Origin of the sequence: Antarctobacter albus, from assembly GCF_900101505.1 — a bacterium.
Taxonomy (GTDB): Bacteria; Pseudomonadota; Alphaproteobacteria; order Rhodobacterales; family Rhodobacteraceae; genus Antarctobacter; species Antarctobacter albus.
Map to the genome: position 1 here is coordinate 132,760 of NZ_FMZI01000010.1, position 26,493 is coordinate 159,252.

General features: G+C 65.1%; 31 protein-coding genes. 21 read left to right on the top strand and 10 right to left on the bottom strand.

Going from position 1 to position 26,493, the window contains the following annotated elements:
* Positions 1–118 precede the first annotated feature (118 nt).
* Complete coding sequence (locus tag BLQ71_RS17720) at positions 119–1,294, bottom strand: acetyl-CoA C-acetyltransferase (RefSeq protein ID WP_043141682.1); 1,176 nt, start codon at positions 1,292–1,294, stop codon at positions 119–121.
* 211 nt (positions 1,295–1,505) lie between these two features.
* Positions 1,506–2,255 carry an EAL domain-containing protein gene (locus BLQ71_RS17725; RefSeq protein ID WP_229754797.1) on the bottom strand — a complete coding sequence of 250 codons (750 nt, stop codon included), beginning with the start codon at positions 2,253–2,255 and terminating at the stop codon, positions 1,506–1,508.
* Between the two features lie 317 nt (positions 2,256–2,572).
* On the opposite strand from BLQ71_RS17725, the gene rpsD reads away from it, so the two are divergent.
* On the top strand, positions 2,573–3,193 hold the full coding sequence (rpsD, locus tag BLQ71_RS17730; protein ID WP_074622659.1) for a 30S ribosomal protein S4: 621 nt from the start codon (positions 2,573–2,575) through the stop codon (positions 3,191–3,193).
* Between the two features lie 162 nt (positions 3,194–3,355).
* Positions 3,356–3,916 carry a hypothetical protein gene (locus BLQ71_RS17735; RefSeq protein ID WP_229754790.1) on the top strand — a complete coding sequence of 187 codons (561 nt, stop codon included), beginning with the start codon at positions 3,356–3,358 and terminating at the stop codon, positions 3,914–3,916.
* 85 nt (positions 3,917–4,001) lie between these two features.
* On the opposite strand, the gene BLQ71_RS17740 is transcribed toward BLQ71_RS17735, so the two are convergent.
* Positions 4,002–4,217, bottom strand: a complete 216-nt coding sequence (locus tag BLQ71_RS17740) for a DUF1127 domain-containing protein (protein ID WP_043141685.1) — start codon at positions 4,215–4,217, stop codon at positions 4,002–4,004.
* Between the two features lie 255 nt (positions 4,218–4,472).
* On the opposite strand from BLQ71_RS17740, the gene phnC reads away from it, so the two are divergent.
* The 5 genes from phnC (at position 4,473) to BLQ71_RS17765 (ending at position 9,139) form a co-directional block, all read left to right on the top strand.
* A complete protein-coding gene (gene phnC / locus BLQ71_RS17745) occupies positions 4,473–5,279 on the top strand; it encodes a phosphonate ABC transporter ATP-binding protein (RefSeq protein ID WP_074622660.1) in 807 nt (268 codons plus the stop codon).
* A 65-nt stretch (positions 5,280–5,344) separates the two neighbouring features.
* Entirely contained in the window at positions 5,345–6,250 is a 906-nt protein-coding gene (phnD, locus tag BLQ71_RS17750; RefSeq protein WP_043141689.1) for a phosphonate ABC transporter substrate-binding protein, read from the top strand.
* A gap of 76 nt (positions 6,251–6,326) precedes the next feature.
* Complete coding sequence (gene phnE / locus BLQ71_RS17755; protein WP_043141991.1) at positions 6,327–7,196, top strand: phosphonate ABC transporter, permease protein PhnE; 870 nt, start codon at positions 6,327–6,329, stop codon at positions 7,194–7,196.
* A complete protein-coding gene (gene phnE, locus BLQ71_RS17760; protein ID WP_074622661.1) occupies positions 7,193–8,518 on the top strand; it encodes a phosphonate ABC transporter, permease protein PhnE in 1,326 nt (441 codons plus the stop codon). The genes phnE (BLQ71_RS17755) and phnE (BLQ71_RS17760) overlap by 4 nt, the downstream gene beginning before the upstream one ends.
* Positions 8,519–8,521: 3 nt before the next feature.
* Complete coding sequence (locus BLQ71_RS17765; protein WP_043141690.1) at positions 8,522–9,139, top strand: LbetaH domain-containing protein; 618 nt, start codon at positions 8,522–8,524, stop codon at positions 9,137–9,139.
* 275 nt (positions 9,140–9,414) lie between these two features.
* Here the strand turns inward: BLQ71_RS17765 and BLQ71_RS17770 are convergent, their stop codons facing one another.
* Both BLQ71_RS17770 and phnF read right to left on the bottom strand, forming a co-directional pair.
* Positions 9,415–10,599: an alpha-D-ribose 1-methylphosphonate 5-triphosphate diphosphatase gene (locus tag BLQ71_RS17770; RefSeq protein ID WP_043141692.1), complete on the bottom strand. Its 1,185-nt coding sequence runs from the start codon at positions 10,597–10,599 to the stop codon at positions 9,415–9,417.
* A gap of 100 nt (positions 10,600–10,699) precedes the next feature.
* Positions 10,700–11,407, bottom strand: a complete 708-nt coding sequence (gene phnF, locus BLQ71_RS17775) for a phosphonate metabolism transcriptional regulator PhnF (protein WP_074622662.1) — start codon at positions 11,405–11,407, stop codon at positions 10,700–10,702.
* A gap of 101 nt (positions 11,408–11,508) precedes the next feature.
* Between phnF and phnG the strand changes: the two genes are divergently transcribed.
* Genes phnG through BLQ71_RS17790 form a run of 3 tightly spaced genes read left to right on the top strand, consistent with a single transcriptional unit; the run spans position 11,509 to position 13,604 of the window.
* On the top strand, positions 11,509–11,949 hold the full coding sequence (gene phnG / locus BLQ71_RS17780; protein ID WP_074622663.1) for a phosphonate C-P lyase system protein PhnG: 441 nt from the start codon (positions 11,509–11,511) through the stop codon (positions 11,947–11,949).
* Positions 11,949–12,515 (top strand): phosphonate C-P lyase system protein PhnH, encoded by a 567-nt coding sequence (phnH, locus tag BLQ71_RS17785; RefSeq protein ID WP_074622664.1) that lies wholly within the window; start codon positions 11,949–11,951, stop codon positions 12,513–12,515. The genes phnG and phnH overlap by 1 nt, the downstream gene beginning before the upstream one ends.
* A 3-nt stretch (positions 12,516–12,518) precedes the next feature.
* Complete coding sequence (locus BLQ71_RS17790) at positions 12,519–13,604, top strand: carbon-phosphorus lyase complex subunit (protein ID WP_074622665.1); 1,086 nt, start codon at positions 12,519–12,521, stop codon at positions 13,602–13,604.
* 5 nt (positions 13,605–13,609) lie between these two features.
* Here BLQ71_RS17790 and BLQ71_RS17795 read toward each other — a convergent pair whose 3' ends face one another.
* Complete coding sequence (locus tag BLQ71_RS17795; RefSeq protein WP_043141707.1) at positions 13,610–13,801, bottom strand: hypothetical protein; 192 nt, start codon at positions 13,799–13,801, stop codon at positions 13,610–13,612.
* Between the two features lie 113 nt (positions 13,802–13,914).
* On the opposite strand from BLQ71_RS17795, the gene BLQ71_RS17800 reads away from it, so the two are divergent.
* The 4 genes from BLQ71_RS17800 to phnN are packed head-to-tail and all read left to right on the top strand — an operon-like array spanning position 13,915 to position 16,819.
* Positions 13,915–14,781 (top strand): alpha-D-ribose 1-methylphosphonate 5-phosphate C-P-lyase PhnJ, encoded by an 867-nt coding sequence (locus tag BLQ71_RS17800; RefSeq protein ID WP_074622666.1) that lies wholly within the window; start codon positions 13,915–13,917, stop codon positions 14,779–14,781.
* Complete coding sequence (phnK, locus tag BLQ71_RS17805) at positions 14,778–15,548, top strand: phosphonate C-P lyase system protein PhnK (RefSeq protein ID WP_074622667.1); 771 nt, start codon at positions 14,778–14,780, stop codon at positions 15,546–15,548. Before BLQ71_RS17800 ends, phnK begins: the two co-directional genes overlap by 4 nt.
* Before the next feature lie 45 nt (positions 15,549–15,593).
* Positions 15,594–16,277: a phosphonate C-P lyase system protein PhnL gene (gene phnL / locus BLQ71_RS17810; RefSeq protein WP_074622668.1), complete on the top strand. Its 684-nt coding sequence runs from the start codon at positions 15,594–15,596 to the stop codon at positions 16,275–16,277.
* Positions 16,277–16,819: a phosphonate metabolism protein/1,5-bisphosphokinase (PRPP-forming) PhnN gene (phnN, locus tag BLQ71_RS17815; protein ID WP_074622669.1), complete on the top strand. Its 543-nt coding sequence runs from the start codon at positions 16,277–16,279 to the stop codon at positions 16,817–16,819. The genes phnL and phnN overlap by 1 nt, the downstream gene beginning before the upstream one ends.
* Here the strand turns inward: phnN and BLQ71_RS17820 are convergent.
* Positions 16,801–17,487 (bottom strand): DUF1045 domain-containing protein, encoded by a 687-nt coding sequence (locus BLQ71_RS17820; protein ID WP_074622670.1) that lies wholly within the window; start codon positions 17,485–17,487, stop codon positions 16,801–16,803. The genes phnN and BLQ71_RS17820 overlap by 19 nt on opposite strands.
* Before the next feature lie 25 nt (positions 17,488–17,512).
* Between BLQ71_RS17820 and BLQ71_RS17825 the strand changes: the two genes are divergently transcribed.
* A complete protein-coding gene (locus tag BLQ71_RS17825; protein ID WP_373286027.1) occupies positions 17,513–18,679 on the top strand; it encodes an alpha-D-ribose 1-methylphosphonate 5-triphosphate diphosphatase in 1,167 nt (388 codons plus the stop codon).
* Between the two features lie 92 nt (positions 18,680–18,771).
* Positions 18,772–19,638 (top strand): sulfotransferase domain-containing protein, encoded by an 867-nt coding sequence (locus BLQ71_RS17830; protein ID WP_074622671.1) that lies wholly within the window; start codon positions 18,772–18,774, stop codon positions 19,636–19,638.
* A gap of 9 nt (positions 19,639–19,647) precedes the next feature.
* Here BLQ71_RS17830 and BLQ71_RS17835 read toward each other — a convergent pair whose 3' ends face one another.
* The 3 genes from BLQ71_RS17835 to BLQ71_RS17845 form a co-directional block, all read right to left on the bottom strand.
* Positions 19,648–19,866 (bottom strand): hypothetical protein, encoded by a 219-nt coding sequence (locus BLQ71_RS17835; protein WP_043141724.1) that lies wholly within the window; start codon positions 19,864–19,866, stop codon positions 19,648–19,650.
* 126 nt (positions 19,867–19,992) lie between these two features.
* Positions 19,993–21,774, bottom strand: a complete 1,782-nt coding sequence (locus BLQ71_RS17840; protein WP_074622672.1) for a calcium-binding protein — start codon at positions 21,772–21,774, stop codon at positions 19,993–19,995.
* Positions 21,775–22,193: 419 nt separating this feature from the next.
* Positions 22,194–22,589, bottom strand: coding sequence for a hypothetical protein (locus BLQ71_RS17845; RefSeq protein WP_043141727.1), 396 nt, complete (start codon positions 22,587–22,589; stop codon positions 22,194–22,196).
* Between the two features lie 384 nt (positions 22,590–22,973).
* On the opposite strand from BLQ71_RS17845, the gene rpsA reads away from it, so the two are divergent.
* The 5 genes from rpsA to BLQ71_RS17870 all read left to right on the top strand — a co-directional run bounded on the left by rpsA (position 22,974) and on the right by BLQ71_RS17870 (position 26,464).
* Positions 22,974–24,638, top strand: coding sequence for a 30S ribosomal protein S1 (gene rpsA / locus BLQ71_RS17850; RefSeq protein WP_172431497.1), 1,665 nt, complete (start codon positions 22,974–22,976; stop codon positions 24,636–24,638).
* 121 nt (positions 24,639–24,759) lie between these two features.
* Positions 24,760–25,188 (top strand): hypothetical protein, encoded by a 429-nt coding sequence (locus BLQ71_RS17855; protein WP_083342295.1) that lies wholly within the window; start codon positions 24,760–24,762, stop codon positions 25,186–25,188.
* 78 nt (positions 25,189–25,266) lie between these two features.
* Positions 25,267–25,599, top strand: coding sequence for a hypothetical protein (locus BLQ71_RS17860; RefSeq protein WP_133065685.1), 333 nt, complete (start codon positions 25,267–25,269; stop codon positions 25,597–25,599).
* 220 nt (positions 25,600–25,819) lie between these two features.
* Complete coding sequence (ihfB, locus tag BLQ71_RS17865) at positions 25,820–26,101, top strand: integration host factor subunit beta (protein ID WP_043141735.1); 282 nt, start codon at positions 25,820–25,822, stop codon at positions 26,099–26,101.
* 3 nt (positions 26,102–26,104) lie between these two features.
* The gene (locus BLQ71_RS17870; RefSeq protein ID WP_043141738.1) at positions 26,105–26,464 is read left to right on the top strand and encodes a lipopolysaccharide assembly protein LapA domain-containing protein; all 360 of its coding nucleotides are present in this window, start codon (positions 26,105–26,107) and stop codon (positions 26,462–26,464) included.
* Positions 26,465–26,493 lie beyond the last annotated feature (29 nt).

The following is a 26,493-nucleotide window of genomic DNA, read 5'->3' on the forward strand; positions in this document are numbered from 1 at the left end:
GTTACTCAGCTTTTCGGGTCGTTTGGCGCGACCTCTTGTCCGGCCCGGGATATGCCCGAACCCTCCCCACAAAAAAGGGGGCGCCATTGGCGCCCCCGATATGCCGTGTACCGCTGGGTTACGGACGCTCCACGCAGAGCGCGACGCCCATGCCGCCGCCGATGCAGAGCGTGGCGAGGCCCTTCTTGGCGTTGCGGCGCTTCATCTCGAACAGCAGCGTGTTCAGGACGCGCGCGCCGGAGGCACCGATCGGGTGACCGATAGCGATGGCGCCGCCGTTCACGTTCACGATGGCCGGATCCCAGCCCATGTCCTTGTTCACCGCGCAGGCCTGCGCGGCAAAGGCTTCGTTGGCCTCGACCAGGTCCAGGTCCTCGACCTTCCAGCCGGCCTTTTCCAGCGCCTTGCGCGAGGCGTGAATCGGGCCCACGCCCATGATCGACGGGTCGAGCCCGGCGGTCGCGTAGGAGGCGATGCGGGCCAGCGGTTCGATGCCGCGCTTTTCGGCCTCGTCGGCGGACATCAGAAGGGCACCGGCGGCGCCGTCGTTCAGGCCGCTTGCGTTGGCCGCAGTGACCGAGCCGTCCTTGGTGAAGGCCGGGCGCAGCTTCTGCATGGCCTCGATGGTGGCGCCGTGGCGGATGTACTCGTCCTTGTCGACCACGATGTCGCCCTTGCGGGTCTTGACGGTGAAGGCCACGACCTCGTCGTCGAACTTGCCGGCCTTCTGGGCGGCCTCTGCCTTGTTCTGCGAGGCGACGGCGAATTCATCCTGCATGTCGCGGGTGATCTGCCACTGGTCGGCCACGTTCTCGGCGGTCTGGCCCATGTGGTAGCCGTTGAAGGCATCCCAGAGGCCGTCGCGGATCATCGTGTCGATGTATTTCATGTCGCCCATCTTGTGACCGGCACGCAGGTGCGCGGCATGGGGCGACAGCGTCATGTTTTCCTGGCCACCGGCGCAGACGATCGAGGCATCGCCCAGCATGATATGCTGTGCACCCAGCGCAACCGCACGCAGGCCCGAGCCGCAGACCTGGTTGATGCCCCAGGCCGCCGATTCCTTGGGCAGGCCGGCGTTGATATGTGCCTGGCGGGCAGGGTTCTGGCCCTGCGCCGCGGTCAGCACCTGGCCGAGGATCGTTTCGGAAACATCCTCCTTGGCGATGCCGGCGCGATCGACCAGCGCTTCCAGGACGGCTGCGCCCAGGTCATGTGCCGGGGTGTTGGCAAAGGAACCGCCAAAGCTGCCGACGGCCGTCCGGGCAGCGCTTGCGATAACGACGTTGGTCATATGTAGTCCTCCAGGCAAGCGGGTGCATCAGGTCAAGACGCGGCCCCACCGGTTGCGGGTCCTTCTCTTCCTCGCTTGTCGGCTAGGGAGATAGCCGAAGTGGCGAACCATAAGAACCGGACAGGGTGTCTCAGCCCGAAGATGCATGGCGGAGAGGCCGGTTGTCCATGCCTTATGTGCCGCAACGTTAGTGGGAAAAGGTGCCGTCGCGTCAGCCGACGCGGCGCGCGGCGTCTTCGCGGCGCCAGGGCGGGCGCACGCTGGGCGCGGCAAAGAGATATCCCTGGAGGCAGTCGATCCCCAGCGCGGCCAGGCAGTCGGCGTCTTCATGCGATTCGACCATCTCGGCGACGGTGAACATGTCGAACTGTTCGGCGATCTTCACCATCGCACCAACAAGCACCTGGTTGTCCGGATCTGTGGCGATGCCCTGGCAGAACTGGCCGTCGATCTTGAGGACGTCAAAGCGGAAGTCCTTGAAGTGGCGCAGGGCGGTGTAGCCGGCACCGAAGTCGTCGATGGCAAAGGAGATGCCGCGGCGCTGCAGGTCATCCATGAAGCTGACCACCAGTTCCGGCACCAGCATGGCAGAGCTTTCGGTGATCTCCAGGATCAGCCGTTCAGCAATGGTCGGATCCTGGTCGAGGCCGCGATGGAGCGTGCGCATCCATTTCTTGTAGCCGATGGAGCGTGCGGACATGTTGATGGAAAGGCGCAGGCCGGGCACGCGGCCGAGCTCGGCCAGTCCCTTTTCCAGCGCGATACAGTCCAGCATGCGCCCGTATTCGGTATCCTCGACCGTGTCGATGAAGTCGGTTGCCGGAATGATCCGCCCGGTTTCGTCGAGAACGCGGATCAGCCCCTCGTAAAAGGCGACGCGCCCCCGTGTCTGGGCCTGCATCACGGGCTGGAAGGCCAGCATGACCTGACGATGCTGGATCGACCGCCGGACCATGTCCATCACGGATGCGTCGCGGGTTTTTACCGCATGGTCCAGCGCGTTGCGCGCCGCGTGTTCATCTGCTGCCGGTTTCGCCACTTCCGCCTCCGTGCCGTGGTCTTGCCCAATTTGACTCCCGAGGTGTAAAGCAAATGTTAATGTTCCCCTTTGGTTCAAATTGTCCGGACCCGACAGGCAGCGCGCTTGACACGCCCCCCGGAGCCTGTATAAGCGCGCGCTCATTGGTGTTGGTGGCCCTCGCAAGGGGATCCCTGTCACTCCGGCCAAATCCGGGGAGAGGACAACGCCCTTCGAAAACCTGACGAAGGAGATCAGCCGTGACAAAACGCACGACTGCCAAGTACAAGATCGACCGCCGCATGGGCGAAAACATCTGGGGCCGCCCCAAGTCGCCGGTGAACCGCCGCGAATACGGCCCCGGCCAGCACGGTCAGCGCCGCAAGCAGAAAATGTCCGACTTCGGCCTGCAGCTTCGCGCCAAGCAGAAGCTCAAAGGCTATTACGGCGACCTGACCGAAAAGCAGTTCCGCCGCATCTACGCCGAAGCCGAGCGTGTGAAGGGCGACACCGGTGAAAACCTCATCGGCCTGCTCGAGCGTCGCCTGGACGCCGTCGTCTACCGCGCCAAGTTCGTGCCGACCGTCTTTGCTGCCCGCCAGTTCGTCAACCACGGCCACGTCCTGGTGAACGGCAAGCGCGTGAACATCCCCTCGTACCGCGTCCAGGAAGGCGACGTGATCGAGGTTCGCGAGAAATCCAAGCAGATGGCTGCGCTTCTGGAAGCGACCCAACTGCCCGAGCGTGACGTGCCCGACTACATCGAGGCCGACCACTCGAAGATGACCGCCACCTTCGTCCGCACCCCGCAGCTGGGCGACGTGCCCTACGCCGTGGTGATGGAACCGAACCTGGTCATCGAATTCTACGCTCAGAACTGAGTGCGCGCGGACCGCGGGTCCGCCGCCATGCAAGATCGCGAAAGGCCGCCCTTATGGGCGGCCTTTTCTGCTTTGTGGAACTGGTCGGGCTTGGCTGCGCGCGGAAAATGGGCTGGGATGGACACAGGACGGGCCGGTGGCCGATTGCGGAGGATGCCGAGGATGATACGGACGGGATGGATGCTGGCGCTGCTCTTGCTGGCCTGGCCGCTGCAGGGCGCGGCGCAGATGGCGGGGCACGGTATGGGGCTGCATCACGGTGCGGGCGGCGCCGGACATGATGAGATCAACATGCCGGGCCTGCGCGGGCTGGATGCCACGCCGGAGGAAAGCGCCGAACTGGCGGTGATGTTCCGCAATTTCGACAAGATCGAGCGCCGGGTGGACAACCTGCCCGACGGGATTCGCACCGTGACCTTTTCGGACGATCCTGAGGTGATGCAGGTGCTGGTCAGCCACGTCGCCGGGATGATTGCCCGGGTCGAAGAAGGGCGCGATCCGCAGGTCTTCATCCAGAGCCCGACGCTGGACATCTTCTTTGCGCGCCGGGACGAGATCGAAACCGAGATCGAGGTCACGCAAGAAGGGATTGTCGTGGTCCAGACCTCACATGCGCCGGAGATCGTCACGGCGCTGCAGGTGCATGCGGCCGAGGTTTCGGACATGGCCGACCGTGGCATGGCGGCGGTGCACGAGATGATGATGCGCCGGGCGGGCAACTGAACGTCCCGAAATAATGACGCCGCGCCCGGTTCGGGGCGCGGCGGTCATCAGAAGCCAGGCGGGTGATCGCCTGCGGTCTGTGCGATCAGATGTAAAAGCTGTCGCGGAAGACGTGACGCACGATGTCGGTGCGTTCGATACCCAGTTTTTCCAGCTGTGCGTCGGACATGCTGTTCAGGCGTTCGATTTCCTTGACGCGGCTGTTGGCCTCGGAGATGCGGACCAGGAAGTTGAAGATGCCTTCGAAAAAGCCGGTGAAGAAATTGCCGCCGTGGGCGGTGGTGGTTTGCACATGTGCCATTTCAGGACCCTTCGTTGCAGTGATCGGGTTCCCCCCCTTGGCCATCAACCTAGGTTTTGCTGCGCTGCAGCGCCAGAGATTTGCATGCATAGCCGCCTGTAAACAAATGCATGGCTGGTCAATGGCGGGTTAATCCGCCCTGCCACGATGCTGCCGCTGCGTAATCAGGGTGGCGTCACAAAAGTTTTGTGCGTTCGTCACGGAACGGACAAGGCATCGCCTTAGCACGCCCCCTCAGACACGAGGGGGTGCTGCGTGCTACGCATCGAACAGTTGACCAAGCGCTTTGGCGCCAATGCTGCCGTGGACAACGTCAGCTTTACCATCGACAAATCCGCGATGATCGGCGTCATCGGGGCCTCGGGCGCCGGCAAGTCGACATTGCTGCGGATGATCAACCGCCTTGCCGATGCAAGCGAGGGCACAATCGCCTTTCAGGGGCGTGACGTGACCCGGCTGACCGGCAGTGCCCGGCGCAAGTGGCAATCCGAATGCGCCATGATCTTTCAGCAGTTCAACCTGGTGCCGCGCATGGACGTGGTGTCGAACGTGCTGCACGGGACGCTGAACCGGCGGTCGACATTTTCGACGCTGTTCAACCTCTACCCGACCGAAGACATCCACACGGCGATCGAGATCCTCGACCGTCTGGGCATCGCCGATCACGCGCCGAAACGGGCCGAGGCCCTGTCCGGCGGCCAGCAACAGCGCGTCGCCATCGCCCGGGCCCTGATGCAGGACCCGCAAATCATCCTGGCGGACGAACCCATCGCCTCGCTCGACCCGATGAACGCCCAGATCGTCATGGATGCGCTGCGCCGCATCCACGAGGAAGACGGCCGCATGGTCATCGCCAACCTGCACACGCTGGATACCGCGCGGCGCTATTGCGACCGGGTGATCGGCATGCGCCGGGGCCGCGTCGTCTTTGACGGCACGCCGGATCAGCTGACCACGGGTGTCGCGCGCGACATCTACGGCGCCGGGGCCGAGTTTTCCGAGGCGGCGACCTCTACCGACATCAATGCTCTGGCGGAGGCGCGACACGCCGTCACCGCCTGAGCCCCACAGGTTTTCATCCCCCCGGTCAGTGGTTGGCAGGGGCCATTCAACAAAAGAGGAAGACGATGAAAAAGCTCCTTGCAGCTCTTGCAGCAACCACCGCCCTGGCCGCACCGGCAATGGCACAGGAAATCACTGAATTCCGCATCGGCATCCTGGGCGGCGACAACGTCCAGAGCCGTCTGAACAACTACCAGTGCTTCGCCGACTACATCGCCGAAGAGCTGAACGTCGAGGTCAAGCTGTTCACGCCCGCCGACTACAACGGCGTGATCCAGGGCTTCCTGGGCGGCACCCTGGACCTGGCGTGGTTCGGCGCCTCCTCCTACGCCGCCCTGCACCTGCAGGATCCGTCGGCCGGTGAGCCCATCGCCGTCAAGACCAACCTGGACGGGTCGTACAGCTACCACTCGATCGGTTTTGCCCGCAAGGACAGCGGCATCACCTCGGTCGAGGGTCTCGAAGGCAAGGTCTTCGGCTTTGGCGACCCGAACTCGACCTCGGGCTACCTGATCCCCTCCGTCGAAATCCCCGCCCAGTACGACGTCACGATGGAGTCGGGTGACTTCTTCGGCGAGGTCAAGTTCACCGGCGGCCACGAGCAGACCATCGTCGCGGTCTACAACGGCGACATCGACGCCGGCGTGACCTGGGCCGACGGCCTGGGCAACTGGGAAGACGGCTACAACTCGGGCGCGCTGCGCCGCGCCGTGGACAACGGCCTGGTCGACATGAACGAGCTGGTCCAGATCTGGCAGTCCAAGCCGATCCCGGAAGGCCCCGTGACCATCCGCGAGGCCCTGCCCGCCGACGTCAAGGAAAAGGTCACCGCCCTGGTCCTGGGTCTCTACGAGAAAGACCAGGAATGCGCCTACAACGTGGCTTTCGGTGAAACCGCCGGTTTCTTCCCGATCACCCACGAGGCCTATGAGACCATCATCGAGGTCCGCAAGAAGAAGATCGACGGCTGATCGCCCTTTCGATCTGACAAAGGCACAGGACCCCGCCCCCTTTCCCTGGCGGGGTTCCCACATGAAGGCAGGGCAGATGACAGACATGACGCAGGGCGGTGCGCCGCTTGCCGCGACGCAGGACAGTTACATGGCGATGGTGCGCCAGAAACGGCTGTACAGCGGGATTGCCATATTGGTCTTCGTTGTCCTGCTGGTTTCCGGCTTTCGTGTCGCGAACGACCGCAATGCCGGGGGGTTCTTCGACGGTATCCACCGGATCTTCGACTTTCCCGCCGACGTGGTGGGCGAGGCCTGGGAAAAGCGCGCCGACTTGGCGGGCCTGCTGTGGAAATACCTGCCCGACCTGATCGAGACGCTGAACATCGCCGCAGTGGCGACGCTGCTGGGCGCGGCGCTGGGGCTGGTGCTGTCGCTCTTGTCCACGCGTGGCATGGCACGCTGGCCGGTGCTGATCCCGCTGTTCCGCCGCATCATGGACGTGACCCGCGCGCTGCCCGAAATCGTGGTGGCGCTGGTGCTGATCTACATGCTGGGCGGCGGCCCGATCCCGGCGATGATCGCCATCGCGCTGCACACTGCGGGCGCCCTGGGCAAGCTCTATTCCGAGGTGAACGAGAATGCAGACCTGAAACCCGTGGACGGGCTGACCTCTGTCGGCGCCACCTGGAGCCAGAAGATGCTGCTGGGGGTCATGCCACAGGTGGCGCCCAATTATCTCAGCTACGGCCTGCTGCGGTTCGAGATCAACATCCGCGCCTCGGCCATCCTGGGCTTTGTCGGCGCGGGCGGCATCGGCTACGAGCTGCGCAACTCGATGGCCTGGGGGCCGGGCCGCTTTGACGAGGCGGCGGCGATCTTCATCCTGCTCTTTGTCACCATTGTCGTGGTCGACCAACTGTCGTCCAGCCTGCGCAACCGTCTGAGCGAAGGGGCGAAACAATGACCGACGCCAGCCTTTCGATGATCGACCGCCAGGAGGCGGCACAGGCCCTGTTCAAGCGCAAGCGCCTGATCTCGGTCGCCGTGCCCGCGGTGATCCTGCTATACCTGACCTATATCTTCTTTGCCTTCGACGTCATGGGCCTGGCCGAGCGCGCGCGGCTGGACAACGCGATGACGCTGATCCGCGATACCTACAGCTACAAGACCCATGTCACCCGCGCGAACCGGTCGGGCGAGGTCACGATTGCCAAGGAGGGCGAACGGCCCGCGACGTGGCCCGAAGGGCAAAGCCCCAACTGGGTCGCCATCGACGGTGAGACCGTGACCATCGACCTGCCCAGGGGGCACAGCGTCCTGTTCCTGCCGGACCAGACGGCGGTCTATCGTCACCCGGAGTTCGGGGACATCACCGCGAAACTCGATCCCTCCGTGACCATCGACATCCCCGAGGACGCGCTGCCCGAGTGGATCAGCTATTCGCGGACGCGGCTGGACATCCGGACGGAGGCCGGGCGCCTGACCATGACCCGCGCCAAGACAGAGGTCTTTCGCTATTTCTTTGGCTGGGAGCTGTTCTGGTTCACGCTGGACAGCCCCTATCACGGCAAGCCGGTCTGGACGCTGCTATTCGGTCCGCAGATCGACGCCGACCGATCCAACATCGCCGGGGCCTGGCAGGATTTCTGGGCCAACCCGCTGTGGCACCACGGCAAGGTGGCCTGGGCCATTGGCGAAACGATCCTGATGGCCTTTCTGGGTACGATGGGCGCGGCTCTGGTCGCCCTGCCGCTGGCCTTTCTCGCGGCTCGGAACTTTACCCCGGTCGTCGTGGTGCGGCAGCTGGTGCGCCGGGTGTTCGACTTTGTCCGGGGGGTCGATGCTCTGATCTTCACCATCCTGCTCAGCCGCGCCTTCGGACCCGGCCCGCTGACCGGCGCGCTGGCAATCCTGCTGACCGACACGGGCTCGCTGGGCAAGCTGTTCTCCGAGGCGCTGGAAAACGTCGATCAGAAACAGATCGAAGGGGTCTCCTCGACCGGGGCCAAACCGCTGCAGCGCTACCGCTTTGGCGTGATCCCGCAGATCACCCCGGTTCTGCTGAGCCAGGTTCTGTATTTCCTCGAATCCAACACCCGTTCCGCCACGATCATCGGCGCGATCACCGGCGGCGGCATCGGCCTGATGCTGACGCAGGCGATCATCACCCAGAAGGACTGGGAAGAGGTCAGCTATTACATCGTGCTGATCGTCCTGATGGTGATCTTCATGGACTGGCTGTCCGGTATCCTGCGCCGCCGCCTGATCAAGGGCGGGGGGCACTGACCCATGTCACGGCTCTCCGCCGAAGGGGCGGTTTTCCATTCGGACTGCGCTATCTCGGAGAGTGACTTTGGCGCCTACACCGAGGTGGGGCATGGCAGCCGCGTCGCCAACAGCCGCTTTGGCGCCTACAGCTATTGCGACCGTTTCTGCGACATCGCCAACGCCGAGATCGGAAAATTTGCCAATATCGCCAGTTTTGTGCGCATCGGCGCGACGGATCACCCGCTGGACCGGGCCAGCCTGCATCATTTCATGTATCGCTCTGCCTCCTACTGGGAGGATGCAGAGGATGATGCCGACTGGTTCACCATGCGCGCCAGCCGCAAGGCCGTGATTGGGCATGACACCTGGATCGGCCACAACGCGCAGGTCAAACCCGAGGTGCGGGTGGGCAATGGCGCGGTGGTCGCCTCTGGCGCCATCGTCACCCGCGACGTGCCGCCCTATGCCATCGTGGCGGGCGTTCCGGCCCAGCCGGTGCGCGAACGGTTGCCCCGGGAGCTTGCCGCGCGGGTCGAGGCGCTGGGGTGGTGGGACTGGGATCACGCCGCGCTGCGCGCTGCGCTGGTGGATTTCCGTCAGTTGGGCGTACCCGAGTTCCTGGAGAAATACGCCGGTTGAGGGGCGTCTGGGCAAGGCGCGGCTGAAGACAATATGGGCGGCCTTCTGGCCGCCCGATTGATCCTCGAAATTCCTCGTAACCCACTCACTATGTGTCCCGGGACACTGAAACGAAACCGTCCCGGATCTTGGTCTCACTCACCTGCGCCTTCCTAGCCGGGTGTCGTGACGCTTACGTGAAACTATCAGCAAATTGTCGAAAATGCAGGGGCATGTCGGGCAACTCAGAGTTTCCGCACCGACAGCCGGTTTCTGTCCTGCTGGTTAACGCGGGCTCACTCGGCGGCCAGCCGGATCTCTTCGTTGCCCGCGCTCAGGAACCGCTGTGCGGCCTCGCCGGCAAGGTGGGCGATCCGGCCTTCGCAAATCGTTGCCTCGACCACGCGCGTCTCGGCATTGACCACGGCCAAGTCGGCGCGTCGGCCATAGTCGATCACGCCCCGGTCGGGCAGGCGCAGGATCTCTGCCGGCCGGGTCGAGATCATCGCCCAGGCCTGCGGCAGGTCCATCATCTCTTCGTCGACGAGGTGAAAGGCGGCCTGCAGCAGCGCCGGATAGTAGTAGTCCGACACCAGCGCATCGCAGAGTCGTTCCCGCACCAGGTCCTGTGCCGCGATGTTGCCCGACTGCGAGCCGCCACGCACGACGTTGGGTGCCCCCATCAGGATCGGGTCGCCCACGGCCCGGGCCAGGGCGGCCGCGGCGCGGCGGGTCGGAAACTCGCAGATCTTTGCCCCGATCTGCGAAAAATATTCACGCGTTTCGCCGTCCTCGTCGTCATGGCTGCCATAGCTGACACCCAGCGTGTCAAAGGCCTCGGCCAGGCGGCAGAGATAGCGCGGTACGTCGCGTTTCTGGCCGCGGGCGGCATGGACGACGGCCAGGTGTTCCTCGATCGACCGACCGGCCTGCCGCGCCCAGAGCGCAAGCCGCGCCGGGTCGATCTCGGCCAGCTGGATCGCCTCGTCGAGGTGGTTGTTGAAGACGACATAGTCGATGCGGTGGCGGCGCACGGCGGCCAGCAGACGGTCGGCGGTGTCGACGGTATGGGTCTCGCAGCGGATCTGGACCCGCAGATCGGTCAGCGCCTCGTCGGCATAGTCATCCAGCGCCTTCAGAAAGGCCTCGGCGTGGTCGGGGCCGCGCGCGCCGCCTTCCCAGCTCCAGCTGTGGGCCATCCAGGCGGTGGTGATCCCGTTGGCCGCCGCGTCGCGATCCGTGGCGCGCAGGGCGGTGCGGATCGGAAAGGGGGCCGAGGGGCGGGGCGCCAGGTGGCGTTCAAAGGCGTCGCCGTGCAGGTCGATGATCCCGGGCAGGATGTAGTAGCCGTTCAGGTCGACCTCGGGCAGGGGGCCCTTGGAAATGCGCCCGTCCTCGATGGCGACGGACCGAGACTGCAGCACGCCGTCGCGCAGGACAGTGGCGCCGGTCAGGCGCAGGGAAGAAGGGGCAATTGGCATGGAACCGCTCTGGACTCGAAATGTCCGGCATTTTTAGGCGTTCAATGTATCAACAGGGTGACAAATGGCGGTTTTTTCCATGAAACAAAGGGGGTCGGCGTCATTGTTCCAGCGTCAACGTCACCCTGTCGCCCGCGAACCAGGTGATGCCGTACTCGATCGGCTGACCCGAGGGATCGACGTTGACGCCGGTGGTCCGCAGCAGGGGGGCGCCATCGGGCAGGCGCAGGCGCCGGGCCTGCGTGGGGGTGGCAAGGTGAGCCGTCACCCGGGTCGAGGCGCGGGTGTAGTCGGCCACGCCGCAGGCCGCCAGGGCCGCGGTGACAGAGCTGTGGGCCTGCAGGGCCTCCGGCATTCCGGGCAGCCGCGCGGCGGGAAAGACACCCTCGCCCAGGGCGATCGGTTCGCCATCGGCCGTTGCGATGGTCTCGTAGGCCAGCACCGGGTCGCCTGGGGCGATCCGCAGGGCCTGTGCCTCTTCCCTGTCGGCTGACCGGGTGTCCGACATCAGCAGTTCGCGTCCCGGGACCCGCCCGGCGGCGCGCAGGTTGCGGTGAAAGCGCACGCGGTGACCGATTGGGTATTCGGTCGGGCGCGCGGCGACAAAGACCCCGGCGCCACGCCGCGCATGCACCAGCCCGTTTTCTGCCATGTGCTGCAGGGCGCGGCGCACCGTGTGGCGATTGACCCCGAACCGGGCCGACAGTTCGGCCTCTGTCGGCAGCTTGTCCCCAGGGCCATAGCGCCCGGTGGCGATGTCGCCGGTCAGGCTGTCTGAAATCGCGGTCCAGAGCGCAGGGCGGGGCATGTCACGAAACTTTCACGCTGTTGACCTTGCCCGACTCGCGGACAGGGAGTAGGAATTTGTCTAGTTGTATAAATATTCCGACAACTCCGCAAGGTGTCTAGATGACCGAAATGACCGCCCGCAAAGACTGGATGAGCCTGCTGGCCAAGGCACCGCCCAGGGCCTTGGCCGTGCTTTGGGAGGGGCAGGACGCGCCGGATTTCACCTGGCTGCGCGCGCCGGAAATCGGCGCCGCGATGGTGCGCGGGCGCATGGGGGGCACCGGGGCGCCTTTCAACATGGGCGAGATGACGGTGACGCGCTGTTCGCTGCAATTGGATGGCGGGGCCGTGGGCCATGCTTATGTGCAAGGCCGCGACAAGGCGCATGCGGAACGCGCCGCGCTGGTCGATGCGCTGATGCAGACCGATGCGGCGGACCGGGTCCGGGCCGAGGTGCTGGAGCCCCTGTCGGCGGACATGACCGGACGGGCCAAGGCGCGCGCCGCAAAGGCCGCCGCCACCAAGGTGGAGTTCTTCACACTGGTCAGAGGAGAAGACTGATGGACGCTGCGGTTCTCAAGGGCGGTTTCCGCGATGCGCCGGTCGACGCGGCCCGCGCCTTTCGCGCCGCGATGCAGGCGATGGCCCGGCCCGGCACGATCCACGACGTCGCGGGTGCCGAACCGCCCGCGCCTCTGTCACAAGCGGCCGGGGTCCTGATCCTGACACTCTGCGATCCGGAAACGGCTGTGCACCTGGCCGGCGCACATGACTGTGCCGAGGTCCGCGACTGGATCACCTTTCACGCCGGCGCGCCGCTGGTCGGTGCCGAAGACTGCGACTTCGCTTTGGGCACATGGGAGGCCCTGCACCCGCTGGATCGGTTCCGCATCGGCACGGCGCAATACCCGGATCGCTCTGCCACGCTGATCGTCGAACGGTGGGAGCTAAAGGCCGAGGGCGCGACCCTGACCGGCCCCGGCATCCGCGAAACGGCCCGCATGTCCTTGCCGGAGGTCGCGGCGTTCCGGGCCAATGCCGCGCGATTCCCGCTGGGGTGGGACGCCTATTTCTGCGCCGGAAACCGCCTCGCGGCCCTGCCGCGCAGCACGCAAGTGGAGGGCTGAGCGATGTATGTTGCCGTCAAGGGGGGCGAACGCGCCATCGAGAATGCGCACAGCTGGCTGGCCGAGGAACGCCGGGGCGATCCCGCCGTCGCCGAGCTGACCATCGACCAGATCCGCGAGCAGATGAAACTGGCGGTCAACCGGGTCATGGCCGAAGGCTCGCTCTACGATCCCGACCTGGCCGCGCTGGCGATCAAGCAGGCGCGGGGCGACCTGATCGAGGCGATCTTCCTGATCCGCGCCTATCGCACGACGCTGCCGCGCTTTGGCGCGACGCGGGCCATCGACACGGGTGACATGGCCTGCATCCGTCGTATCTCGGCCACGTTCAAGGACGCGCCGGGCGGGCAGGTCTTGGGGCCGACCTTCGACTACACGCACCGCTTGCTGGATTTCAAACTGGCCGCCGACGGCGAGGTGCCGCCCGCGCCGCAGGCCGCGCCGCGCCAGGAGCCGACACCGCATATCACCGGTTTCCTGAACCGCGAGGGGCTGATCCAGGCCGAGGCGGCCAGTGATGAGACCCCGCCGGACCTGACGCGTGAACCGATGGAGCTGCCGGGCAGCCGCGCCCTGCGTCTTCAGGCGTTGACGCGCGGGGATGAGGGGTTCGTCCTTGGCATGGCCTATTCCACGCAGCGTGGCTATGCGCGCAACCACGCCTTCGTCGGCGAGTTGCGCATCGGCACCGTTGCGGTCGAGATGGACATTCCGGAATTGGGCTTTGCCATCGAGATCGGAGAGATCGAGGTGACCGAATGCGAAACGGTCAACCAGTTCACCGGGTCAAAGACGGAACCGCCGCAGTTTACCCGTGGGTATGGTCTTGTCTTCGGTCAGACCGAGCGCAAGGCGATTTCAATGGCATTGGTCGACCGGGCGCTGAGGTGGCGTGAACTGGGCGAGGATGACATGGGCGCCCCCGCGCAGGACGAGGAATTCGTGCTGTATCACTCGGACAATATCCAGGCGACGGGGTTCCTTGAGCATATCAAGCTGCCGCATTACGTCGATTTTCAGTCCGAGCTGGAACTGGTGCGGCGCCTGCGCCGCGAAGCCGAGGGCGCGCAGCAGGAGGCGGCAGAATGATCCGGTCAGTCGATCCGGGCGGCGGGGCTGTTCTTCAGCCACCAGGCTTCCTTGCTGTTGGAAACGGTCAGGCGCTTTTCGCTGAAAAGCGTGTTCAGCTTGGAGTCCTCGGGCAACCAGACCGACAGCGCGTAGCGGATGCCGATTGTCAGCACGCCGGCCAGCGTGATCAGGATGATGGTCAATTGATCCGACATTTGTCCTCTCCTTTGTCGGTGTGTCGCCCAATGGTTGCGCCTGAACTTGGGCATTCCCGTGACCGAAACGGACAATTCGGGCGCAATTTGCAGGAAATTTCGGGGCCAAGATCATGAGCGACTACAATTTCGCCTACCTTGACGAACAGACCAAGCGGATGATCCGCCGGGCCATCCTCAAGGGGCTGGCCATCCCCGGCTACCAGGTGCCGTTTGCGTCGCGCGAGATGCCCATGCCCTATGGCTGGGGTACGGGCGGCGTGCAGGTCTCGGCCGCGACGCTGACGCCGGAGGACCGGCTCAAGGTCATCGATCAGGGCGCCGATGACACCACCAACGCCGTGTCCATCCGCAAGTTCTTTGAACGCACCGCCGGGGTCGAGACCACCGAGGAAACCGCGCAGGCCAGCGTCATCCAGACCCGTCACCGCATCCCCGAAGAGCCGCTGACCGAGGATCAGGTGCTGGTCTACCAGGTGCCGATCCCGGAACCTCTGCGGTTCCTCGAGCCGTCCGAGATCGAGACTCGCAAGATGCACGCGCTGGAGGACTACGGCCTGATGCACGTCAAGCTCTACGAGGACATCGCGCGGCACGGCCAGATCGCCACCGCCTATGCCTATCCGGTCAAGGTCGAGGGGCGCTACGTCATGGATCCCAGCCCGATCCCCAAGTTCGACAATCCCAAGATGTCCGGCATGGCGGCGATCCAGCTGTTCGGCGCGGGCCGTGAACAGAGGATCTACGCGCTGCCGCCCTACACCCAGGTCGTTAGCCTCGATTTCCGGGACTACCCGTTCGAGGCCTCCAAGGCCGATGCGCCCTGCGATCTTTGCGGGGCAGAGGACAGTTACCTGGACGAGGTCATCGTGGACGACGCGGGCGGGCGGATGTTCGTCTGTTCCGACACCGATTATTGCCGGGCCCGCCGCGCGGCAGGCCATGTGGGCGCGCAGGGCAAGACGGAGGATGCCGCATGACACCGCTGTTGAAGGTCGAGAGCCTGACCAAACGCTACGGCGCCCGGATCGGTTGTTCCGATGTGTCCTTTGATCTCTGGCCGGGCGAGGTCATGGGGATCGTGGGGGAAAGCGGCTCGGGCAAGTCGACCCTGCTGAACTGCATGGCTGGCCACCTGGCCCCCGACGCGGGCCGCGTGATGTTCGACACCCGCACCGAGGGGCTGCAGGACACCATCACCATGTCCGAACCGGAACGGCGGATGCTGGGCCGGACCGACTGGGCCTTTGTCCACCAGCACGCCCGCGACGGGCTGCGCATGAACGTCAGCGCGGGCGGCAACGTGGGCGAACGGCTTATGGCCGTGGGCGCGCGCCACTACGGCGAGATCCGCGACAGCGCCGAGGACTGGCTGGGCCGGGTGGAAATCGACGCCAGCCGGATCGACGACCGGCCCACGGCCTTTTCCGGCGGGATGCAGCAACGGTTGCAGATCGCGCGCAACCTTGTCACCGGACCGCGCCTTGTCTTCATGGACGAACCCACCGGCGGGCTGGATGTCAGCGTGCAGGCGCGCCTGCTGGACCTGCTGCGCGGACTTGTCCGCGAGATGGGGCTGTCGGCGATCATCGTCACCCATGACCTTGCCGTCGTGCGGCTGTTGGCGGACCGGCTGATGGTGATGAAGGACGGGCATGTGGTCGAGAAAGGGTTGACCGACCAGGTGCTGGACGATCCGCAGCACGCCTATACCCAGCTCCTGGTCAGTTCGGTGCTGCAGGTCTGAGTGTTTCGCGCGCGAAGCATATAAATTTAACAATAGGTTAATGCCATGATCGAAATTCGGGATGTGTCCAAGACCTTTACCCTGCACAACCAGGGCAGCGCGGTCATCCGGGTGATGGAGGGCGCCTCGCTTTCCGTCGCGGCGGGCGAATGCGTGGCCCTGACCGGCGCCTCGGGTGCCGGGAAATCCACGCTGATGCGCATGATCTACGGCAACTACCTGGCCGCGTCCGGAGAGATCCTGATCGGCGGTGTCGACGTGGTGCGGGCCCAACCGCGCGAGATCATCCGCCTGCGGCGCGAGGCGCTGGGCTATGTCAGCCAGTTCCTGCGCGTGGTGCCCCGGGTGCCGACGCTGGACGTGGTGGCGGAACCGTTGCTGGCGGTGGGCGTGGACCGCGCGGCGGCAACGGAGCGGGCGCGCGACCTGCTGACCCGCCTGCGCATCCCCGAACGTCTGTGGAGCCTGTCGCCCACCACCTTTTCCGGCGGCGAACAGCAGCGCGTGAATATCGCGCGCGGTTTTGCCCATGCCTATCCGGCGCTCTTGCTGGACGAACCAACCGCCTCTCTGGATGCGGCAAACCGGGACACGGTGCTAGACCTGATCCATGAGGCCAAGGCGCGTGGCGCGGCCATCGTGGGCATCTTTCACGACGCCGAGGCGCGCGCCGCGGTCTGTGATCGCGTGGTGGATGTGACCGGCTTTTCCCCGCAGGCGGCGGCCTGATGCCGGGACGGTTCATCGCGGTGGTGGGGCCGTCGGGTGTTGGCAAGGACAGCGTCATGGCGGCGCTGGCGGCACGCGATCCCCGGTTTGTCCTGCTGCAACGCAGGATCACCCGCCCGCAGGAGGCGGGGGGCGAGGATCACTTTGCAATCACCAGGGCCGAGTTCGAGCAGGTGGAGCGCGCGGGCGGCTTTGCCCTGTCGTGGTGCGCGCACGGTCTGGCCTATGGCATCCCGGTCGCGGTGGATCAGCAACTTGCCCAGGGCAGTGACGTGCTGGTGAACCTGTCGCGGGCTGTCATGATGCAGGCACAGGCGCGGTTCCCGCGGTTCGTCGTCCTGTCCCTGACGGCCCCCGCCGAGGTGCTGGCGCGCCGTCTGGCCGGACGGGGCCGCGAAAGCGCCGAGGAGATCGCCGCGCGCCTCTCCCGCAAGGGGGAGGCCCTGCCTGCCGGGCTGCCGGCGATCGAGATCGACAATTCCGGCCCGCTGGAGCGCACCGTGGACACCATCCTAGCGCGGCTTCAGCCGGAAAGGGCGTAGCGGTGCAGTTCGTGGAAATAGCCGGTGGAATCCTCGCCGCACAGCGTCAGCGCCTCCACCGTGAAGGGGCTTGGCAGGTGCGGTTCGATGTGGGGCAGCAAGGCGCTGCGCACCTGTTCGGCCATGTCCCGGTCCAGCTTGCCGCTCAGCGTGATGTGAAAGCGGAACTGGTCCATCACGTAGGGATAGCCCCAGCGGGTCAGCAGTGCCTCTTGTCGGTCGTTCAGGCCGGACTTGCGGCGCTTGTCCAGCTCTGCCTCGGTCAGGGGCGCACGGAACGGGTCCAGCGCCTCGACCGTCCGGGCGGCCAGCGTGGACAGGGCGCCGGTTTCGCCGACGGGCGTCAGGGCCAGGAAGCGGCCCAGCCGGGTCAGCGCCAGCCCGTCCAGCGTCACCGGCGCCTGGGTCGCGCAAAAGCGGGCAAAGCCATCGTGCAGCGCGTCGAAATCCATGCCCCCGACCAGTCGGAAGGGCGGCTTGATCGTGCCGTGCAGCCCGTACTTGCGCGGGGTGGCGGTGATCTCATGGGCGGGCAGCGGCAGGCCGTGAACCACAGGCGCGTCGGGCCTTTCGCCCGTCGCGGCGTTCCAGCCCAGCCAGGCGGCGCCGAAATCGGACAAGGGACCCTGCGGCAGGGTTACATAGACAGCGTAACGGGAGAAATGCATGACGACCTCCACTCTTGCCGGGCCTATGCCCGATGCGCGTGACGGCGGCGTGACAGAGAGCCTGGCATTTGCCAATGCGACACTGGTGCTGCCGGATCGTGTGGCCCGCGGCTGGCTGCATGTCGAAAATGGCGTCATCGTCGGGATGGGCGAGGGGGCAAGTGTGCCCGCCGGTGCGGTCGATTGCGGCGGGGATTTCCTGGCGCCGGGGCTGATCGAGCTGCACACCGACAACCTGGAACGCCATATCGAACCGCGCCCCGGCGTCGACTGGCCCCATGCGGCGGCCATCGTCGCCCATGACGCCGAGCTGGCCTCGACCGGTATCACCACGGTCTTCGACGCGATGCGGGTGGGGTCGATCCCGACGGGCAAGGGGCGGTACAGGAAATACGCCCGGTCGCTGACCAGCGAGATGTTGGACCTGCGCGCCGCCGACAGGCTCAAGATCAGCCATTTCCTGCACCTGCGGGCCGAGGTCTGTTCCGAGACGCTGGCCGAAGAGCTGGCAGAATTCGGGCGCGAGGACCGTGTGGGCCTTGTCAGCATCATGGACCACACGCCCGGCCAACGGCAGTTCCGGGACATCTCGAAGCTGGAACAATACGTCAAATCGAAACGCGGCATGTCGGATGCCGAGTTCATCGAACATATCGCCCACCTGAAAGAGCTGCGCGCCCGTAACGGCGCCGCGCACGAGGCGGTATCCGTCAGGGAGGCGGGGCGCTTTGGCGCGGTGCTGGCCAGCCATGACGATACCACAGCCGACCAGGTCGCCGTCTCTGCGGGCTATGGCATTCGTCTGGCCGAGTTCCCGACCACCATCGAAGCCGCACAGGCCTGCCACGACCACGCCATCGCGGTGATGATGGGGGCGCCGAACCTGATCCGGGGCGGCTCTCACTCCGGCAACGTCGCGGCAGAGGAACTGGCGCGCGAAGGTTTGCTGGACATCGTGTCGTCCGACTATGTTCCGGCGGCGCTGCTGCTGGCCGCCGTCCGCCTGGGGGAGATCTGGGGCGACATGGCGCGCGGGATCGCGACGGTGACGAAGGCGCCCGCCGAAGCGGTAGGGCTGGATGACCGAGGCGTTCTGAAAGAAGGCCGCCGGGCGGATCTGATGCGTTTCCGCGTCGCCGAACATGTGCCCCTGTTGCGGGGCGTCTGGAGCAGGGGGAAACAGGTGGCCTGAGGCCCGGGAAAAACCGCTGCGCGATGCGCGGATCTTGACGTAGTCTGGACCTGTTCGGAATTTGCCGGGCGGCAGACAAGGGATCCGCGCATATGTTGACCGCCTCCGAGGCGCCCCGCCGCGTCTTTACCGATCCCCTGACGGACTCGTCGCGTTGGTCCCACTTCGTTCCGCGGGCGGGCGACATCGTCGTCTCGACCCCGCCGAAATCCGGCACGACCTGGACGCAGGGTATTCTTGCCATGCTGATCGCGGGTGATCCGGAGGTGGATGCGCAGACCTCGATGAAATCGCCCTGGATCGACATCAATGTCCGCGACGTGGGCGAGGTCATGGCGCGGCTGGAGGCGCAGGAACACCGGCGGCAGGTCAAGACCCATTCGCCGTTCGACTGCATCCCGGTCTGGGCCGAACTGCGCTATGTCACCGTCTATCGGCACCCGATCGACGTGCATTTCTCGATGCGCAAGCACCGGCGCAACATGGGCTCGCACATTGGCCTGCCACCGCTGCCCGAGGACCCGTCCGAGAGTTTCCGGGAGTTCCTCTCAGGCGAGGACCACGCAAGCCTGCCGGCGATCCTCGACCATTTCCAATGCACGCGGGCGCGCGAGCCGCGCGAAAACCTGATCCGGCTGCACTACGCCGGCATGCTGCGCGATCTGCCGGGCGCCGTGGCGCAGATCGCCGGGCATGTGGGCATCGACCATCCGCCCGAGGTGATGGCGGCCTGCGTCGAGGCGGCGACATTCGACAACATGAAGGCCAACGCAGATCGCTTTACCCCCTCGGCGGGGCAGGGGTTCTGGACCAGCGATGCGGGTTTTTTCGACAGTGCCACGTCCAATAAGTGGGAAGGACGTCTGACCGAGGATGACCTCGCGGCCTATGATGCCGTTATGACCAGGGCTTTGTCACCCGAGGACCGGCGCTGGCTGGAATGGGGGAGCGCGGGTTGAACCGGCCAGTCAGTCGGAACGCCCGCTGCGTTCGATCCGGCGCGTGCGGCGTTCCTCTCCGGATTGGTAGATCAGGATCCAGGCCAGCAGGATGAACATCGGGTGGGTCAGCCCGCCCGAGAAGATGATCGCCGGAATCCAGATCAGCAGGACGATGATCGCAAGGAAGATCCGCCCGGTCAGAAGGACCGAGAGCGGCGGCAGGAAAAGGGCGAGGACGTAGTTCATTCAAGGGTCCCAGGGCGTTTGCTGCAATGTTTCTGCGATTAACATGGGGTCTGCGGCCAGGAATGAAAGGGCCTGGAGCCCCGGGGAGGGAGGGCCGGGGCAAAGCCCGGCCCCCGAACGGCGCGCTCAGAGCGCGAAATCATCCGCCGCCAGGCCGATCACATCGGCCACGCGGATCTCGCCCTCAACGGTGGCAAGGTTGGCGTCCAGGTTGATCTGAACGATGGTCGAGCCGCTGCCCGTCTCGATCAGGCGGACCTGGTTCGCGGCTGTGAACGGTCCGGTGCCGACAAATGCCAGCGACCTGTCGATGATCCCGGCGAGGTCGATCACGTCCGCGCCCTGGTCAAAGTCAAGGATCTGGTCGCGGCTGGCGCCGGTTCCCGCCTCGGCGGCAGAGGCAAATCGGAAGGTGTCGGCATCCTGTCCCCCGGTCATGAAGTCAAGCCCGGTGCCGCCCGAGATCGTGTCGGCGCCGTCGCGTCCGCGCAGCACGTCTGTCCCGTCACCCCCGCGCAACACGTCGTCACCCGATCCACCGTCGAGCGTGTCGTCGTTCTCGCCGCCGTCCAGCAGATCATTGCCTTCGTGGCCTGCCAGCACGTCATTGCCGGACCCGCCGTTCAGGGTGTCATTGCCGGAAAACCCGCCAAGCGTGTCATTGAACGATCCGCCGTCGAGAGAGTCGTCGCCCGCTCCGCCGTTCAGGTCATCCGTGCCGGCGCCGCCCAGCAGGGTGTCGTGGCCAGGACCGCCGGTGATGATGTCGTTGTCCGCGCCGCCGTTGACCAGGTCGTCACCGATGCTGCCAGCCAACTCGTCGTCTCCGTCGCCGCCCTGGATCTCGTCATTGCCCGCACCGCCGTTGATCGTGTCGGACGCGCCTTCCCCCAGCAAGAGGTTGTCGCCGCGGTTGCCGTTGATCGTCTCGGACAAGCTTGACCCCCGCACTTCGAGATCGTCGCCGCCCAGCAGGCGGATTTCCTCGAAATTGACTGCATCAAGGACATCCCCCCGCGCCAGCAGGAGATCTATGCCCAGGCCGCCGTCGACCTGGGCGTCGTTCTGATCGATCATGATGGTGTCGTTGCCGGACCCGCCATCGACGACGCCTGTCACGGTGCCGCCGAAGCCGATGAAGGTATCGTTGTCAAAGCCAAGGTCCAGATTGCCGGAGACGACACCGTCGTTGCGGACGGTATCGTTACCGTCGAGCATGCCGACGTCGCCTTCGATCAGGCCCGAGTTGCGCAGGATGTCATTGCCATCGTTGGTGCGGATGGCCTCGAACCCACCCTGGATGGTGCCGGTGTTGTCGATGATCACCACGCCGGTTGGCCCGGCGGCCCCGACAGCGCGGAATTGCCCGGTCACGAGGCCGGAGTTCACCAGTTTGTATTCGTCGTTGTTGCGGAAATCGATCGCTTCGCTGTTGCTGGAAATCGTACCGGAATTGATCACGGTTGTTGCGCGGTCGGTCTCGATGGCATGGGTGACGCCGCTGATGTGGCCCGTGTTGACGATGGTCGCAGTATCCCCGGCAACAGCGCCCGAAATGAAGAAACCCTCGTCGCCGCCACTGATCTCGCCGTGGTTCTCGACGTAGAAGTCGGTTCCGCTGGCACTTGCAAAGATGAGTATGGCGCTGTCGAAGGCCCGGATGATCCCGGTGGGGCCGTTATAGATCGACGCATCGAAGTCGAAGCCGTTCCCGGTACCGATGCTGAACGCGTCGTCATCCGCCGAGATGATGATGCCGTCGTTGTAGAAATCGAAGGTGCCGCCGGCGCCTGCCTCGATCGTATTGGTGCTGGCGCCGGTGGTGCTGCGCACGCTGTTCGGCAGCAGGAAGGTGATGTCGCCAGGGGTGGTCACGACGGTGCCGCTGCCGGATGAAAGTATGGTCATGGGAGACTCCTTTGTCGGATCTGGTGCAAGAGGTTTCGGGGCGCAAACCCTGCTGCGAGGCACCGTCCCGGGCTGATCCGGGACGCCGGAACTGGTGCCGGAGGTTCCGCTTTCTGAACGCGCTCCGATGGGTCTTCATGCGGGCCTCGTGGCGGACGTCTCGGCTGTGCCGGCGCCCTCCATGCCGGCCAAGTGCCTGAAGCGTGCAGTCGTGCCGCCGGGTTGCAAGGGGCAGGGGGCGAGCAGAGGGCGGGCGACTGGTCCCGCCCAAAACGGCTGTGCAAATTCCAGCACAAATCACGAATCCAGGCAAATCCGGGTGTCGGCAAGGGGGCGGCTGGGCGGATCGACGCTGTACTGTACGGCGCATGGGATGCGCATTCCCCGCCGGTCGGTGCAGAACGGCGATTGGCCGCGACCTAGCGGATGTTCGCGCTCCAGGTGCCGCCACCGCCGCAACTGGCCGATCCATTGCCCCTGTAGGGCAGTCCGTTCGTGACGTCGCGTGGATACCAGGTGCCGGACAGAGAGCACCCCGCGAGTCCGCCCGTCGCCGTGACCACGCTGAGGCTCCGACCGGTCATGCCGACCGTCGCGGTGCCTTCCCAACGGGCGGTCGTGGTCCAGACATAATAGTTCCACATGCTGTCCGCCGCACAGGTGAGACGACGCAGTTCAAAGCCGTAGATCGTGCTGCCAATGTCGATCCGGCCCTGCCAGTTCGAGCCTCTGCTGTCACAGTTCTGGGCTGCTGCGCCGCCCGCCAGTGTGATCGAGAACGCAAGCGCGGCTGTCGTTGCAGTCAGGAGTTTCATGGGTGCCTCCGAAAAATGTAGGTGTGAAAAAAACATACGTCACGCGGGAAAATCGTGGCCGAAGGATACGGCAAAATGGGGTTTGAGTCGACGCCGCGCCCTTGGCAGGTCCTCACGGGTCACGGCTGGACGCTTGCGCCGCCTTCGGGACCGGTTCCTGGCGCTTGCTCGGGTCCGGGGCTTGATCCTGCGGCATCCTTGCTCTATACCGCGCGCGTCGACAAGGCAGCAAACGCCGCGGCAAAAGAGATCGAGCAGGGTCGGACCTCTCCGGCCCTCTTTGTTTTGCGGCAGCTAAAGAGACCAATCCAAGACCGGCGGAGACAACCGCTCGGCCAGAAAAACCGTTGTAAAGGACCAAACACACATATGCCCAGCGCATCGATGGAGGAATTCGAGGCCCTCCTTAATGAAAGCCTCGAAATGGACACGCCCGATGAGGGCACTGTCGTCAAAGGCAAGGTCATCGCGATCGAAGCGGGACAAGCCATCATCGACGTCGGCTACAAGATGGAAGGCCGTGTCGAGCTCAAGGAATTCGCGGAACCCGGTGAACAGCCCGACGTGAACGTCGGCGACGAGGTCGAGGTTTACCTGCGTGCCGCAGAAAACGCCCGTGGCGAAGCCGTCATCTCGCGCGAGATGGCCCGCCGCGAAGAAGCCTGGGACCGCCTGGAGAAGGCCTATGCCGACGACGCCCGCGTCGAAGGTGCCATCTTCGGCCGCGTCAAGGGTGGCTTCACCGTCGATCTCGGCGGCGCCGTGGCCTTCCTGCCCGGTTCGCAGGTCGATGTGCGCCCCGTGCGCGACGCCGGCCCGCTGATGGGTCTCAAGCAGCCGTTCCAGATCCTCAAGATGGACCGTCGCCGTGGCAACATCGTTGTCTCGCGCCGCGCGATCCTCGAAGAGAGCCGCGCCGAACAGCGCGCCGAGGTCATCGGCAAGCTGCAAGAGGGCGACGCGGTTGACGGCGTGGTCAAGAACATCACCGAGTACGGCGCCTTCGTCGACCTGGGCGGTGTGGACGGCCTGCTGCACGTCACCGACATGGCATGGCGCCGTGTGAACCACCCCTCGGAGATCCTGTCGATCGGCGAGACCGTCAAGGTCCAGGTCATCAAGATCAACAAGGAAACCCACCGTATCAGCCTGGGCATGAAGCAGCTGCAGGAAGATCCGTGGGACCTGGTGGGCGTCAAGTACCCGCTGGCCTCTGTCCACAAGGGCCGCGTCACCAACATCACCGACTACGGCGCCTTCGTCGAGCTGGAGCCGGGTGTCGAAGGTCTGGTGCACGTTTCGGAAATGTCCTGGACCAAGAAGAACGTCCACCCGGGCAAGATCGTCTCCACCTCGCAAGAGGTCGACGTCATGGTCCTGGAAATCGACAGCGCCAAGCGCCGCGTTTCGCTGGGTCTCAAGCAGACCATGCGCAACCCGTGGGAAGTCTTCTCCGAGACCCACCCGGAAGGCACGCAGGTCGAGGGCGAAGTCAAGAACATCACCGAATTCGGTCTGTTCATCGGCCTCGAAGGCGAGATCGACGGCATGGTCCACCTTTCGGACCTCAGCTGGGATCAGCGCGGCGAGGAAGCCATCCAGGAATACCGCAAGGGTGACGTGGTTCAGGCCGTTGTCTCCGAAGTGGACGTCGAGAAAGAGCGTATCTCGCTCTCGATCAAGGCCCTGGGCGGCGACAAGTTCGCCGATGCGGTTGGCGGCGTGAAGCGCGGCTCGATCGTGACCGTCGAGGTCACCGCGATCGAAGACGGCGGCATCGAGGTGGAATACGAAGGCATGAAGTCCTTCATCCGCCGCTCCGACCTGTCGCGTGACCGTGCCGAGCAGCGCCCCGAGCGTTTCTCGGTCGGCGACAAGGTCGACGTCCGCGTGACCAACATCGACAACAAGACCCGTCGTCTGGGTCTGTCGATCAAGGCACGCGAGATCGCCGAAGAGAAAGAGGCCGTCGAACAGTACGGTTCCTCCGACTCCGGTGCATCGCTGGGCGACATCCTGGGCGCCGCGCTCAAGTCCGGCGACGAGTGATCGTCGCACGGCCTTTGGGCTGAAAAGAATCAGGGCCCCCGCAATCGCGGGGGCCTTTTTTGTTGCGGCTTGCACGCTCCGGGACGGACGTTAGGCTCGGGCCCGGCAACAGGGGGTATCCATGCGGGCAGGTGGACTGGATCTGAGCGGCGACTGGACCGGCGTCTATGACTACGGCCAGGACGGGGACGGATCAGTCCCCTTTGCCGCGACGCTCTTTGACGTGGGCGGGGTGATCTGGGGCACGACGCTGGAACCCAATACATTCGCCCCGGACGCGGGCGCCGAGCTGGAGGCCGAGATCAGCGGCAGCCGCAGCGGTCACGAGGTGCATTTCCGCAAGGCCTACCTTGGCCGCCCCAGTCATGGCGAAGACCCGGTGCATTATACCGGCCATGTCTCTGCGGACGGCAACCGGATCGAGGGCAACTGGACAATCCGCGCTCTGGGCCTGTTCCTGTCGGGGCCTTTCGTGATGAACCGTATCAAGGGCGCCGCGGCCCGCGCTCGTCTTGGCGCCCGTGCGGGCGAAACGGTCGAGGTCTTTTGAACGCGATGCAGGAAAGGCTCGCCTTCCTGTCGCGGGTTTGCTTTGCTCGGACGGCGAGTCGGTGCTGGAGGTGATGCGATGCGCAGGATGACGGGGCGGGTTGTGGCCTTCTGTATGCTGGCGATCCTGTGCGGGCCAGTGCTGGCCCAGGATCAGATCGTGATCCCGGATGAGGACACGCGTTTCATTCAGGAAGCCCCCACCGGCGGCGGAACCGGCCTGACCATGCGCGCGGTGACGGTCAAGGATCAGAACCAGCTGCGCGGCGCCTTCGGCGACAAGTGGCAGCCCGACGAGGTCCGTGCCCGGGCGGCGCAGGTCTGTGCGGAGGCGGGTATGCGGCTGGTCTATTTCCAGCCCGGAAACAGGGACTCCAAGGGGCGCACGCAATTCGCGGCGGTGTGCCAGTAGGTGCCGGGCGCCCCGAATCGCGTGAATTGCATTCGGTCGATACGGCGCCGCGCGGCGCCGAACACGGCACCATTCGCTGCCGAAACGGGCGGAAATCAGCGCAAAGCGCGGAAAAACATGGGTTTTCCCCGAAAATGCACGGTTCCCGTTTGATCCTGCCCCGCGTATAGTTTGGCTGAAATAACAAGGCCAAGGCCGATTCCACCGGGGGGCGTGGGGGATGATCAGATCCGAATTGATCCAGAAGATTGCAGACGAAAACCCGCATCTGTATCAGCGTGATGTGGAGAGGATCGTGAACACGATCTTCGACGAGATCACCAATGCCATGTCCCGGGGCGACCGGGTCGAGCTGCGGGGCTTCGGGGCCTTTTCGGTCAAGAAGCGGGACGCGCGCGTCGGGCGGAACCCCCGAACGGGAGAGTCAGTCCAGGTCGAGGAAAAGCACGTTCCCTTCTTCAAGACCGGCAAGCTCCTGCGCGACCGCCTGAACGGAAAGTAATCCATGCGCTACATCCGCTATGCCATTTATGCCGCTGTGCTCATTGTCCTGACGGTCATCTGCGTGGCGAACCTGCAATGGGTGACACTGAACACCCTGCCCGAGGGGCTGGCGCGCATCCCGCAACTGGGCTGGCTGGCCTATTCGGTCGACGTGCCGTTGTTCGCGGTGGCGCTGGGCTTCCTGGTGCTGGGCTGGGTGCTGGGCGAGGTCTTTGAATGGCTGCGCGAGTACAAGTACCGTGCCGAGGCTTCGGCCAAGAAGACCGAGGTGCGCAAGCTGGAACGCCAGCTGAAGAAGACCCAGGCCGAGCGCGACAAGGACAAGGACGAGGTCCTGGCGATCCTCGACCAGGCCAGCTGAGCGCTGGTGTCGCGTGGGGGAGGGGGCGC